This window comes from Fastidiosipila sanguinis (assembly GCF_002998295.1).
Taxonomy (GTDB): Bacteria; Bacillota; Clostridia; order Saccharofermentanales; family Fastidiosipilaceae; genus Fastidiosipila; species Fastidiosipila sanguinis.
Map to the genome: position 1 here is coordinate 1,214,637 of NZ_CP027226.1, position 14,076 is coordinate 1,228,712.

Sequence of the window (14,076 nt, forward strand, 5' to 3'; positions counted from 1 at the left end):
AAGTTTTTCAGAGTAGGATTTTTTGTGAAATTATGTGCAATAAAAAAACCTCTTACCTAAACTGCCAGCACTTGGCTTCATAGATAAGAGGCTTAATAAATTAATTATGATTTACTATTCTAGCAATACCTAGTCTAGAATAGTGAGTTTAAGAATTCAGCAAATCCAGCAGGTTGGACTTCAACTAATGCAGCTAGAATATTGCTTACGAAAACTGCAAGAATTATTAATCCTAGAACTTTCCACTCACGAGATTTTTTGCCTTCAAATTCTTTGTTAAGAATATTATTTAGAAGTACTACATTAAATAAAACTGCAGCTGATGTTATCACGCCTGAAATTGTCATCATTGTAGCATTAAAGAAACTTCCAAAAATAATATTAAGTGTATAAGCAAATAATATTGGTAAAGTAGGTATAACTGCCGTATTAAATGCTTGATACCATGATTTAAGTGTTTTATTAGAACTTTGGGCAATGTAAATAACTAATACATTCACGAAATAGATCAAAGCTGAGATTAGCATAACAGCAAAGAATCTACCAATTACATAACCTGAATTTCTACCAGCACCAATTGAATTGAATAATCCTTTTAAAGCACCTATCAATGCAAATAGGCCTAAGAATACTGTCCAAGCAAATGGTTCTCTAGAATCTTTTGCCACTTCAGCAGCTGAGCTTGGTCTCTCTGATACGAAACTCTTGAACCATACTAAAGCTTCTTCGGTTAAAATTTTAAACTTGCTATCTTTGGCTTCAGAAACATGTTTCTCACCTTCATAAGCTGCGTAAGTATAAGGCACTTTACCTTGAGCATCTTCAGGATCTGCTTGAGTTTGACCATAATAACCATCTTGGTTATATTCGTCTTGTTCAAAACCCTGAGGATTCAAGTAAGTAGGATTTTGCTCTTTTTGAATTCTTTCCGCTTCTGTTGCAGTCGCTTCATATGGCTCTCTTTGATATGCTTCAGATTGATAGTTTCTCTGATAATCCATATCATTGCTTTGAGAATTTTTGTTTTGATAATTATTCTGACGATCGTCTCTTGCAGGACCTCTATAATCAGAATTGTAATCATTAGATTCGTGATTTAACATTGTTAACTCCCTCCAATACATTATTACAAACATTAATAGTTTTGTTACATTATATCAAATTCATGTATTATTACTAGCCAAATATGAACTCAAAGGGACTAGCATCTGGCTCAATCTATCCCTAAATAACTTTAAATATTGGCAAAACCTTTAATTATATTATAAAATGATTAGGCTAAAAATAGATTTATTAGGGGAAAACTTATGCGCAAATCAAAACTATTAAATATTGCTACATCATTACTTGCATTAGCATGTGTAAGTAGTTCATGCCAACGTGTTCTCCCACCTAATAGTCAAGGAAGTAATGTTCAAACTCCTGTTGAATCATCTAAGCAGGAGAACTTAGAATCAGAGAGCACTCCAAGCTCATCTAATAATGAAAATGATTCCAAAGCAAGTCAGTCATCGAAAAGAGATGAAACTAATGTCTCTGATTCCGAAGATGATCCAGATAGTAAAACTACAACATCTTCTAAATCAATTGATACATCAGATTTATCAACTCAAGAAACTAAAAAAACTGATTCAACTTTAGAAAATACTTTAAACACAAAAAAACTCACTCCTTCTGAAATAAAAAAACACAAAAATTCCGAAGATGATTCTTATAGTGAACGTTTAATAAACTCAATATTGGGTCTAGACAGGGATAAAAACAAGGATAAAGACGGAAGCATACATAAACCTCACAAAATCGGTGAGACTGCACACTTTGATGGAAGCGAAACGCTTTTCGACCCATTCAAATCTGAAGTTAAAATCCAAGAAATCTATAGAGGCAAATCAGCTTTAAAAATGATAAAAGATGCTAGTATCTTTAACCCTGAACCTGAAGAAGGTAAAGAATATATGGTGGCTCAAGTGCTAGTAAAAATAACAGCATCTAAGAATCAAGAAATTGTTGGGCTTAGCCCTAATTATTTCTCACTAGCTAATGGCAAAGATGGTAGGATGTATGGTGACGTAACTTTAATTCGTAACATCACCCCTGTTCTCTCTCCAATCGAAGAAGGAGAAACTTCAATCGGCTATATTTGTTTCTCAGTAGACAAAGATGACCAAAACCCATACATAGTTTTCTTATCTAGAGCAAATGGTGGCATCTGGTTTCAGACTACAGAAGATAATATTACAGAAACTACTCCAATTTTAGGAAAGTAATTACAATAATTTATAACTTAAGCAAAATAAAAGACTTTGATTGTTTTTCCAATCAAAGTCTTTTTACATCTAATCAATAGATATTTCAACAAAATAACTCTGTCAAAAATCTAGTAAGCCTTACCCCAAATTAACATTGTCTCTGCAGCTTCTTTACAGTAAATACATTTATCTGAAAGTTTAACTTGCTCATTTTCAAATGGGATACAACGACTAGTTACAGTGGTTTCTTCTTTTATAGCTTCTTCACATTCAGTTTTTCCACACCACATCGCACGCATAAATCCTGGCTTATTATCTGCTACATTTTTGAACTCATCATAGCTTGTAACATCATAGATTCTTGACTCTAAACGTTCTTTAGCAGTGTTGTAAAGGTTCTCTTGAATCTCATTCAGAAGACGTGTTACTTCACTATTTAAATTATTTAAATCAACTGTAATTTTCTCGCGAGTATCTCTACGAACAATAACACAAACATTATTTTCTATATCTCTTGGACCAATCTCAATTCTAAGAGGAATACCTTTCATTTCGTACTCACTGAACTTCCATCCTGGAGACTTATCTGTGTCATCAATAATTACACTGAAATCATTTTCTAATTGTTCTTTAAGCTCATATGCTTTGTCCAAGACACCTTCTTTGTGTTGGGCAATAGGGATAACTACAAGTTGATTAGGAGCAATTCTAGGTGGCAATACCAGTCCAGAATCATCACTATGAACCATGATTAGACCACCAATCAATCTAGTACTAACACCCCATGAAGTTTGATGTGCATATTGTAGCTCGTTATTTCTATCACTATATTGGATATTAAATGCTTCAGCAAACCCTGTACCGAAGTAATGACTTGTACCTGCTTGAAGTGCTTTACCATCATACATTTGTGCTTCCATTGTGTAGGTTTTTTCAGCACCAGCAAATTTCTCTTTGGCAGTTTTTTCACCTCTAATAACTGGAATCGCTAAGTAATCTTCCAAAAATTTGGTGTAAACATCCAGCATTAACAATGTTTCTTCCATTGCATCTGATTGAGTCTCATGAACGGTATGACCTTCTTGCCAGTAAAATTCTCTAGTTCTTAAGAATGGTCTAGTTGTTTTTTCCCAACGTACTACAGAAACCCATTGATTATATTTCTTAGGCAAATCTCTATAAGAGCGAACAATCTTGGAATAAAGTTCACAGAATAAAACTTCTGAAGTCGGACGCACGGCTAGTTTTTCCTCTAGCTCATTAGCACCACCATGAGTGACCCAAGCTACTTCAGGGGCAAAACCTTCAACGTGTTCTTTCTCCTTTTGTAGCAAAGACTCAGGAATAAACATCGGCATTGCAACATTCTGGTGACCAGTTGCCTTAAATGCTTTATCTAAACCTTTTTGAATATTTTCCCAAATTGCAAAACCACCGGGTAACAAAATCATACAACCCTTTACACTTGAATAATCGGTTAATTCTGCACGTAGACAAATGTCTGTATACCATTGAGGAAAATCAACATCTCTTGATGTTATGCTTTCTACAAATTTCTTATCTTTTGACATATTCTTCTCCTATATAAATACTGAGCTATATTATAGCATTAAAAGGATTTTATTCAGAATTTTTATATAAAATTTCTATCATTAAGTTTCATTAATCTATGGGCGAGTTGTAAAATAAACTGAAATAATAAAGGCTCAAACAATCCTGTACAATGTTAATTGGAAAAACGAAACAAAGGAGGATCGTATGAGCCAATTACATTATATCAGGAAAAGAGAAGCAGGTCAGCATTTAACAATAGAAGATAGAAAGCATCTAGAGTATTTATATAATGAGAATTTGAAGCGACCTAAAAAAGATAAATTAAATCAAAAAGAGTTAGCAAAGATATTAGGCTGGAGTGAAGCAACTCTATCTAGAGAACTAAAACGCGGTAAAGTCAAACAAAAGAATTCTATGCTAGAAGAATACACAGCATATTCCTCTGTAGTAGCTCAGAAAACAGTAGAAAAAACTTGGAGTAATAAAGGACCATCTTTAAAGATTAGTAACGACCATATATTAGCCAAAATAATAGAAAACATGCTAATAGGAAAAGAGATGAATAGAATAAATAATCTTAAATTCTCTCCAGCAGCAATAACAATGTATTTTGACAGAGTTGGCTGGCCTACAGATAAAAGACTTTGTACTAGAACTATTTACAACTATGTAGAAAAAGAAGTCTTCCTAGAAGTAACAATGAAAGACCTTCCACGTAAAGGAAATAAACCTAGACAAAGAAAACGCTATATAGAAAAGCGCTTATCTCCACCAGATAAGAAGAGAATAAACCATAGACCAAAAGCTATAGAAGAGCGTACAGAGACGGGGCACTGGGAGATGGATTGTATAGAGTCTAGTAAGGGAGATAGGACTTGTTTATTGACACTTGTAGATCGATGTACAAGAGAATGCATTATTTTAAAGATAAATACGCAAAGACAAGAATCTGTAGTAAAGAAGCTTAATGCTATAGAAAGAAAACTAGGAGCAAGAGCATTTAGAGAAAAGTTTAAGAGTATAACGGTAGATAATGGAGCAGAGTTTCAAGACTGGAAAAGCATGGAAAAATCTATACATAGTGAGAAATATAGAACTAGTGTTTATTATGCGCATGCATACTCATCTTGGGAGCGAGGAAGCAATGAAAATCTAAATGGATTTATCCGATATTTTATTCCTAAAGGTACAAAACTAAAAGATATACCACAGAGAGAAATAAATAAATTAGAGGAATTTATTAATAGTTACCCAAGGAAAGTATTAGAAGGAAACAGTGCAAATAGTAAATATTTAGCCATAGCGTAAACAATTAACATTGTACAAAAAACAATTTCAGTTTATGTTGCACTTTACATTTCATTAATCTATGGACTAATCCTCTTGCTTTATCTAATTTTAACGTATATAATCTTATTCACTACGCAAAGCTATTCGCGACCATGGCGGAATTGGCAGACGCGTAACGTTGAGGTCGTTATGAAGTAAAATTCGTGCAGGTTCAAGTCCTGTTGGTCGCACCAGTTTTAACACTTTCCTTGATAACTTTTTATCATAGGGAAGTGTTTTTTATTTACCAGTGGATATTTAGGTTAAAAGATTTTTAAAATCACGTAGATTTTCAAGTTATCTAGCGGATTATCAAATATATTTTTAATATCTAAAACAATATCCAAAACATTATAAATAAAATACTTTCATACTACTTTTAATACTTGTCCTGTAACAAAAAACTAAACCATTGCTGACGAAGCCAAGAGCAGTAACAATGCTAAAATAAATTTCCAATCTACTAGAGACATTTCATCTTGAAGTTCAATAGAATCATCTGAATTGGCTTCTTCATTTTCTTTATCAACCCTACTATCTGCGTAGGCACTAAAGCTAGCTTTAAATATTGGTATCAATAATACAATAGCAACTACTGCTAAAATCAAACTTATATAAAATTTACTGCGTCCATCAATACTCTTTAGATCTATGGCCGAAGTAAATAGTGGTAAGAAATATTGCATTACTAATAGTGAAGTCAAAATAGAAATACGCAATACTATAGATATAGTAAGATTATCTGCAGCTTCTTTCACGTATGATAAAACTAGAGCAATTCCCAAATAAACTATGACAAACATTATATTCTTAAAGAATAAACTTGATGCTGTTGCTGTTAATAGCATAGAAAGATGTAATCGCTCTTGATTTTTCAAACTTGTCTGTAAAACACCTCTAAACATGAACTCTTCTACTATTGCTGGAACAAACACCAAAACTACAAGCATTAGAACAAATCCTAGAATAGATGGTGACTCATTTATGGCAAAATGGTTTCTGAAAGTTACATTAACTCCCACCTTGTCTAACACAAAAATCATTAAATTATGTAGGCCAGTAATCGCTAAAGCTAATGGTATACCCATCAAAGCTGTTAAAACATAAGCGATTGAGTTTTGCTTAGTCTTACCAAAAACCTCTTCTTGCTTGAGAGAGAATCTTTTAAAAATAATTGCACTTGGAATTAACATAGCCAGTAAGAAAGTCAATAAATCTTTGAAGAATACTCCGTTTAGAGTGTATCTACTTAAATTTAAAGATTCTACTGGTATCTTTGCCCACGCTATATTAATTACTATAGCTATAATTGTAGCAATCAAAATCAAATAACCTGCAGCTTTGCGTTTTTGTATTTTTTCTTTTTGAGTCGTGCTTAAGTTAGCTTCAAATTTAGCTTTCTCTGCTTTCCTATTTTCCCAATTATTCTTAACCTTCTCAAAAAAATTTTTACTACTACCACTAACTTTTTCAATAGCTGATTTAGTCGATGCTTTAATATCAATTTTCCTGTCTTCATCTAAAACTTTCTCAGCATGAGATTCTGTAATATCACTTGTTTCATCTTGCAAAGACTCATCAACTTTAGCAGTTTCATGATTGTCATTCTGCTTAGCATTTTGCTCGTCCATTTCGTCCAACTCCCCAGTTGAACTTTCACCTGAAAATTTTTCAGAATCATCTAAACCAACTTCAGGTTCTTGCTCAGTGAATTCTTCATCTTCAGCATTATTATCAAGTTTTTTATCCTCAGTTTTATTTTCTGAGTCCAAACTCTCATTAACTAGATCATTTTCTTTTGAATTAGAACTGTTATCCTCTTCAGAATGAGCGTCAACTCTACTAATATTTATTTTTTCTACAACATCATTTATCTCTTCTGCGTTAAGAGTTGAGTCATCTTGTTCTTGATCATCTTGCGCTTGATCGCCTTGGTCCTCATTCACAGTTTCTAAAAGGTCTTCATTATCAACTTCTACTGTAACTTCCTGTTCTCCACTGAAAATATTATCTGAATCTTGTGCTTGTTCAATTAATTCATCAGTCTCAACTAATCCTGTTGATAATTGTAAAGGCTCAACTTTGATCTCGAAACCATTTTCAGGCACCTTGTATGTATCCTTTTTGGCTTCGTTTTGATTATTCAAGTTATTATTTTGTTTCCTGTTTTTTCTATTACTTTTCATCTCATTGGCCTTTCATAATATTATAAAGATTATAGCAATTCTGAGAAAAAAGCTCTACATTTAAGATTTTATTATAAAAAATATGGTCTGCACATGCAGACCATATTCTTTGTTTTTTATTTATAATTTCTTTTATCCTTTAACCGCACCCGCAACTACACCTGAAATAATGTATCTTTGTAAGAATATAAATACTAATGTCAATGGCAATACTGATAGTACTAGCATTGGGAACATACTATTCCAGTCAACTGAGAACTGACCAATATTTTTTGACAATTGTTGTAATAGAACATATTTCTTATCTTCCATTAGGAATAGCAGTGGATTCAAGAAGTCGTTCCATGCACCTAACATAACAATAATAGACATTGTTGCTATTACAGGTTTCATAAGTGGTAGAACTATCTGGAAGAATATACCTAATACTCCTGCACCATCTATCCTAGCAGCTTCCTCAATCTCAATTGGCACTGAAGAAGAAATAAATGATTTCATCATAAAGATACTTGAGATTAAACTTCCTGATGCATTTACTAATATAACTGCCCAAGGTGTATTAACTAGCTTCAAATCACTCATTAATTTAAATAGACTAGATAGACCCATTTGGAAAGGAATCATCATACCACTTACAAACAACATGAATATAAATGAATTCAACTTACTTCTGTGGCGTGCTAATGCATAAGATGCCATACTTGCTGCAGATATATTAATTAATACTGTCATACCTGCGATAAACATTGTATTTTTCAAAGCATTAAAGTAATTCATTTTTTCTAATGCTTCTCCGTAAGAGGAGAAATTCCAGCTTGTAGGTAAGGCCATTGGATGCAAGGCTGCTTCTTCAGGGGTTTTAAAGGTGGTTATAACTAGATAGTATACTGGTACCATAAATACAATAAATAGTGCTATCAATAATATTGTCACTCCTATATATCTACGGTTGCCTTTTTTGAAAATAAATTTAAAGTTTGATACAAATTCTCTCATCTCTAGCACCTCTTCCTAACTAACCTTGTTTTCCCAAACTTTTAGTAATCTAAGTAAGATCATGCTAATGAATAAAACTACTGCAAAAAATACAACACCAAATGCTGATGCTAAAGCATAGTCTCCTCTTCCTGATGTTATCTTTAGCATGGTACTCATAATTGTCTCAGTTGAGTATCCCGGTCCACCATTTGTCATAGAATAGACAATATCAAATACTTTCAAACCACCAACAAGTGAGCTAATCCCTACAACTGTTACACCTGGATATAAGAGTGGCAAAGTAATTCTGAAGAATATGTCAAAGCCACTTGCACCATCAACTCTAGCTGCTTCTATCATATCTGATGGAATAGTTTGTAAGTTCGCTAGATAGATAACCATTGCCCAACCAGTCCATTGCCAAACTTGTGAGAATATAATTGTATTCAGGGCATTATTTGTACTAAAGAAGGCAATACCCTCATGTCCTAAATTCTGCAAAAACATGTTGACAGGACCACTTTTACCGAACAAAAACTTGAACAAAAATCCTACAACCATTGGGCTGAACATTGCTGGTAAGAACCATCCTGCTCTCATGAAATTTCTTCCTGGAATTTTATTATTCAATAATACTGCTAGTGGTATAGCTATCAGTGATTGGAAAAATGTCATTCCCAATGCATACCAGATTGAGTTCAGCAAAGCTGTTTTAATAACAGATGTTTCAAACACTCTAATGTAATTAGTTATTCCATTAAAACCGTAATCCTTTAAGTTATAAATATTGTAATCCGTGACACTATATAGAAACGTTGCTATGAAAGGAACACCGCAGAATAATATGTATAGGACCAAAGCTGGAAGAATTAGAATTTCATACTGCAGGGCTATTTTTAATTTTTGTTTCCTCCTGTGTTTATTTACATCTGGATTACTTTTCTTTTTACTATTACTGGTTTTAGGCATATTATTTCCTCTCAATTCTATTTATAAACAAATTGGCGGAGCTAAGACCCCGCCAACTTTTTTTATTTATTAGCTACTGGTCGAAATAATTACTATTTCAATTCGTGATCTGCTTTTGCAACTTCATCAACTTGAGCTAAAATTTCATCAATTGTCATATTACCTTGTAGATATTCTTGTAATCCTTTTCCATAAGTTTCGATGTAAGGACTATTATTTGTACTCCATACGAACCATGGACAATATGTACGACCACTGCTCAAAACTTCTTTTACGCCTTGGAAGTATTCTGGAAGTTCTACATTAACGTCTTTACCAAATGAACCTGAACCTGGGTTGTTCTCTAGGAGAGCTTTTTGACCTTCAGGAGATGCCATTAATGCTAATACTTCTTTCGCTGCATCTTGGTTCTTACTTGCTGAGTTAATACCGAAGGTAACACCAGGACCACCAACTAGCCAGCCTTCATCACTCTTTGTACCGTAGAATGGGAACATATCGAATTTTAGATCTGGATTAGTTTTCTTAATTGCTTCAACTGCCCATGGACCTGATTCCCACATAGCTGCTTTACCTGTAGCAAATTCTACCAAAGCCTCATCATAGCTTACTTCTAGCATATCTGGAGTTAGGTAACCATCTTCAATGTATTGATCCCAAATTTCAATATTTTCTTTAAGTTTAGAATCTACGAATGTACGAGTTCCTTCACGGATACCTTGGTCGAATGTTTTACCATCTTCTGTTGTACGTAGCCATTCAGCAATTGCGAAACCTAAGCTTGATTTCATCATTGGTTCCCATGAGTTTGCACCCATTGCTTGAGGTTTGATACCTTTATCTTTTAGATCTTTGTGTAATTGCATCAATTCTTCAAAAGATTTTGGAGGTGTTAGACCATTCTCCTCGAAAATAGTCTTGTTATAGAACATACCTTCATACCAACTTAATCCTGGTATGCCGTATTGTTTACCATCAATTGAGATTAGGTCAAGAGCACTCTCTTCGAAGTTTTTCATGAAATCTTCATTAGATAAATCTACTAAGTAGCCTGCTTTAGCATATGCTTCGCTTGTACCTGAAGGTAAAATATCTGGTCCTTCACTTGCTTGTAGTTGAGCGCTAACTATACTATCTAGTTCACCAACAGGAACAAATTGGAATTCTAGATCTACTTGAGGTAATTTCTCTTTAACTAAATCTAAGAATGACTGCATTGTTTCTTGCTTGTTCCAGTACATAATTCTTAGAGGAATTTTTTCTGTGTTTTCTTCAGAAGTTTTACCACTATCTTCTTTGTCAGTTGATTCTTCACTCTCAACTTTCTTATCTGTTGTTTTGTCTGTTTCTTTTTGAGTATTTTGGTTACAAGCTACTAAACCTAGAGCAAGACTTAAACTCAAAACAGTTGCTAGTGATTTCTTCACTATCTTTCTCATCTTCGAACCCTCCATTATTATTTTGACCAAGTCTAGAACTTATAACCTCCAAGTTCTTGTTTACCTCGGTCAACACCTTTATTACTTATAGTTTAGTAGAGTTTTTTAGATATAAAAATAGCAATTTTTTATAAAATATAACAATATTTTATTGATTATGGTAAAAATAATACTGTTAAAGTCCCTTTTTCTTTAGCGTGATCTAGCAAGTCTTTAAAATCCTCATCATTTTGATAGGTATCTTCTGCAAGGTCACTATTAAGCTTGTAAACTTCATCACCAGAGTACAATGCTAGTCCATAATTTTTTCCATGTGCTAGTTGTAATCTTGTTGCTATATTCTTAATTGCAAATCCTGATTCACTTTCATCAAGAACATCATTAAAATGATACAAGCCACGGCCATCATCATAAATTAAAATTAATATTTCCGATTTTATTTCTTTAGCATTATTTCTAGTAACTTCTTTGGCTTTAATTTTGATACTTCCATCTTGTCCTGTCGCACTAATACCATGAACAACTGCATTTTCCACCAAAGGTTGTAGGATAAAATTAATTATTTTTCTATCTTTGATTTTTTCGTCTAAATCTAATTCAAAGTTCAAGTCTTCATCCATAAGCTCTTTCTTTAGACTTAAATATATTTCCGCCATAGAAAAAGCCTTCTCTAAACTCTGATAAGGGTTACCATTATTTAGCACTAGCCTATAATATTTCGACAAGCGTAATGTAATATCTGAAATATCTTCTTGTCCTGCGTACTTAGCTTTCCAATTAATCATTGACAAAGTATTATACAAGAAATGTGGATTCATCTGTCTTTGCAAGCTGTTATATTGCAATACCTGAACCATATTTTGTTCTTGAATTATTTGTTCACGCAATATTCTAAGTTGTCTGTTGATCAATAAAAATAGCAGGACAAAAATTACTAATATCAACACTGCGAAAAAAATCAACGGTAAAACGTCAACGTGTAAAGAGCGATACGGAATTAACAAGCGCAAATCCAAACTGCTCAGTGGACAATGCCTATTAACTTCTACGTAAGGGGATTGAAAGTCATTAGGATAGCTACTTTTAACTTCCTTGTCTCCCATTAGTATTATTGACGCAAAACTATTTTCTCTGGTACTCATCTGCCCTTTGTTTGAGAAAGCCTTATCTTTGTCAATTCCAGCTAGTGCATGGGCAACTGGTTCATTACCAAATCTTGAAAAAATCGGGTACATATAGTAAAGCTCAGAATTAGCATCTACTGTTAATCCAACATAATTACTTTGCTGCTCTAAGATATTTTGCACATTTTTATCTGCATACTCATATGGTGAAATAAAATAACCTATATGACGTTCAGCATTTCTGGAATAAATCCTAAAATTCTTGATAATAGAACGATTGCTGGTCAAGTTATACCAAATATAGGTTTCAAAGTTCTGACGCAAATCTTTGTCAAAGTAGTAGTCATTGGTATTTCTTAGTTTAAGTGCTTCTTGAAGGCTTTGATTCTGTCCAAGAGTTAACATAACTTCTTTGATATTGCTAACCTTTTGATCAATTTGTTCAGCCATAAAAAGACTATAGTCATCATATGCTCTACTCAAGGTGCTTTCTTGCTCATGTTTAAGTTGATGTTGAAAGTAAAGACTTAAAAAAAGTATTGGCAAAACACTAAAAGCTAATAAATAAACACTTAACCTTAGTAATAACGTGTCCTTTTTATTATTTTTGATACTTTGTGCAAAGTTTAAATTAAAGCCTTTTACTTGTTCTTGATCTTTCTCTTTATTTCTAAACATTTTTGCCCCTAAAAACCTCAACCTACTTATCCATTGCCTTTATTTGTTTTTGTTTTCTATAAACCGAAGGAGTCATTCCAAAGCTATTCTTGAAAATCATATTAAAATAAGAAGTATTCGTATAACCTACACTCTCAGCAATATCAGCTATTCTTTCATAAGTATTTTCTAGTAAATATGCTGCATAATTCAATTTAACTTCAGTCATATAGGCTATTACAGTCATTCCTGTTTCTTTCTTGAAAACTACACACAAATAATTCGGGCTCAAATGCACCTGTTGAGCGATTGTTTCCAGGTTAGGATTATCTTGAAAATGCTGTTTAATGTATGTCTTTACAGTTTCAACCTCAGGAACAATTTCCTCATTATTTTCTACATTGTTGAAATTTGGAAGTTCTTCTCCTTCATTCCAAACATTTGTGTTACTCCTATCACGTGCTACACCAATAATTCCATACAAAAATGTTTCAATTTCTTCTAAGTTTTCTAGAGCTAAAAATTTCTCAATCTCTTTTGGCGACAGATTAGGATTGACCTTTTCAATCATCTGCAAAAATATATATTTTGTGTAAAGATTACTGAACTGTCCCAACTTAGCTAGCTCATCTAGCATTCTTTCTAAAGTCTCTGCTACAGTAGAATCATCTTGTTGAACATCACGCATTACTGAGTTTCTATTTAAGTAGATTTCATTTTCATTAGGTTTTGTCAGCAATGAATAAACCTGACTTCTTGGAGCAAAAATTCTAGATTTAAGTTTATTTCTACCATTACTTACGGACTCTTTAAGCTTTTCATAATTATTAAAACTTTCAAAGATAAAAAAGCGTACATAACCAGATGTTTCCTGCTCTAGTATAGGTAGTAATTTTTGTAAGCTATCATATACATCTTTCTGAACATTAAGTACAAAGAATATTCCTTCTTGCTCATTTTCAATAAATAAATATACTTCCGGGAAAACGGATTCTAGAGCTTCTTTAATCTCCTCATGAACTTGTCCTAATGTGTTGGATTCAATATCAAAAGCTACTGCAATTCCTGCTAATTCCATGTTGTAATCATCAGCACTTAGCTCTAAACTAAAATCACTTCTTTGATTCAAGCTGGAACCTAGAATTTTTTCTAGATTAGCAGCTTTTTCTAAATTTATTTCATGCTCAACTCTAGTAATAAGTTTGACAAATTCATGTTCTTCAACAGGCTTAATTAAATAGTCTATGACGCCTAAATGAATAGCTTGTTTTGCATAGAAAAAATCACTATAAGCGCTATAAATTACCGTTTTGGGAATCTTCTCCAACTCATGCATATTTTCTATGAGATGTAATCCATCCATGACAGGCATTTTCAAATCTGTAATCACAAGATCAAAATCTTGTTCTTTCAGCTTCTCCAAAGCAATTTCACCATGTTTAGCTTCATGAATTTCAAAATTGAAACCGTGCTTATCAAAGAGATATTTTAAGCCTTGTCTCTCAATTTTTTCATCATCTACTAGTAAAACTCTCATAATATCTACATCTCTTAATTACACAAATTTCTTAACCGTTTTTGGTTATTCTGA

General features: G+C 33.0%; 10 protein-coding genes and 1 tRNA gene. 3 read left to right on the plus strand and 8 right to left on the minus strand.

All coding sequences use genetic code 11. The features are described from left to right. Nucleotides 1–134: 134 nt before the first annotated feature. Nucleotides 135–1,103: an SLC5/6 family protein gene (locus C5Q98_RS05295; RefSeq protein ID WP_106012616.1), complete on the minus strand. Its 969-nt coding sequence runs from the start codon at nucleotides 1,101–1,103 to the stop codon at nucleotides 135–137. 204 nt (nucleotides 1,104–1,307) lie between these two features. Between C5Q98_RS05295 and C5Q98_RS05300 the strand changes: the two genes are divergently transcribed. Further along, nucleotides 1,308–2,267 carry a hypothetical protein gene (locus C5Q98_RS05300; RefSeq protein WP_106012617.1) on the plus strand — a complete coding sequence of 320 codons (960 nt, stop codon included), beginning with the start codon at nucleotides 1,308–1,310 and terminating at the stop codon, nucleotides 2,265–2,267. A 110-nt stretch (nucleotides 2,268–2,377) separates the two neighbouring features. Here the strand turns inward: C5Q98_RS05300 and proS are convergent, their stop codons facing one another. Further along, nucleotides 2,378–3,820: a proline--tRNA ligase gene (gene proS, locus C5Q98_RS05305; protein WP_106012618.1), complete on the minus strand. Its 1,443-nt coding sequence runs from the start codon at nucleotides 3,818–3,820 to the stop codon at nucleotides 2,378–2,380. 187 nt (nucleotides 3,821–4,007) lie between these two features. Between proS and C5Q98_RS05310 the strand changes: the two genes are divergently transcribed. Together C5Q98_RS05310 and C5Q98_RS05315 are read left to right on the plus strand one after the other, a co-directional pair. Beyond that, the gene (locus C5Q98_RS05310; RefSeq protein ID WP_106011825.1) at nucleotides 4,008–5,111 is read left to right on the plus strand and encodes an IS30 family transposase; all 1,104 of its coding nucleotides are present in this window, start codon (nucleotides 4,008–4,010) and stop codon (nucleotides 5,109–5,111) included. 128 nt (nucleotides 5,112–5,239) lie between these two features. Continuing rightward, nucleotides 5,240–5,326 (plus strand) — tRNA-Leu (locus C5Q98_RS05315). A gap of 210 nt (nucleotides 5,327–5,536) precedes the next feature. Here the strand turns inward: C5Q98_RS05315 and C5Q98_RS05320 are convergent. From C5Q98_RS05320 to C5Q98_RS05345, 6 genes are all read right to left on the minus strand, one after another. Continuing rightward, on the minus strand, nucleotides 5,537–7,318 hold the full coding sequence (locus C5Q98_RS05320; RefSeq protein WP_106012619.1) for a CPBP family intramembrane glutamic endopeptidase: 1,782 nt from the start codon (nucleotides 7,316–7,318) through the stop codon (nucleotides 5,537–5,539). Between the two features lie 132 nt (nucleotides 7,319–7,450). After that, on the minus strand, nucleotides 7,451–8,314 hold the full coding sequence (locus tag C5Q98_RS05325) for a carbohydrate ABC transporter permease (protein WP_106012620.1): 864 nt from the start codon (nucleotides 8,312–8,314) through the stop codon (nucleotides 7,451–7,453). A 15-nt stretch (nucleotides 8,315–8,329) separates the two neighbouring features. Then, a complete protein-coding gene (locus C5Q98_RS05330; RefSeq protein ID WP_106012621.1) occupies nucleotides 8,330–9,265 on the minus strand; it encodes a carbohydrate ABC transporter permease in 936 nt (311 codons plus the stop codon). Between the two features lie 92 nt (nucleotides 9,266–9,357). Then, nucleotides 9,358–10,704, minus strand: a complete 1,347-nt coding sequence (locus tag C5Q98_RS05335; protein ID WP_158695719.1) for an ABC transporter substrate-binding protein — start codon at nucleotides 10,702–10,704, stop codon at nucleotides 9,358–9,360. A 155-nt stretch (nucleotides 10,705–10,859) separates the two neighbouring features. Continuing rightward, on the minus strand, nucleotides 10,860–12,506 hold the full coding sequence (locus C5Q98_RS05340) for a sensor histidine kinase (protein ID WP_106012623.1): 1,647 nt from the start codon (nucleotides 12,504–12,506) through the stop codon (nucleotides 10,860–10,862). 22 nt (nucleotides 12,507–12,528) lie between these two features. Continuing rightward, a complete protein-coding gene (locus C5Q98_RS05345) occupies nucleotides 12,529–14,022 on the minus strand; it encodes a response regulator transcription factor (RefSeq protein WP_106012624.1) in 1,494 nt (497 codons plus the stop codon). Between the last annotated feature and the right edge of the window lie 54 nt (nucleotides 14,023–14,076).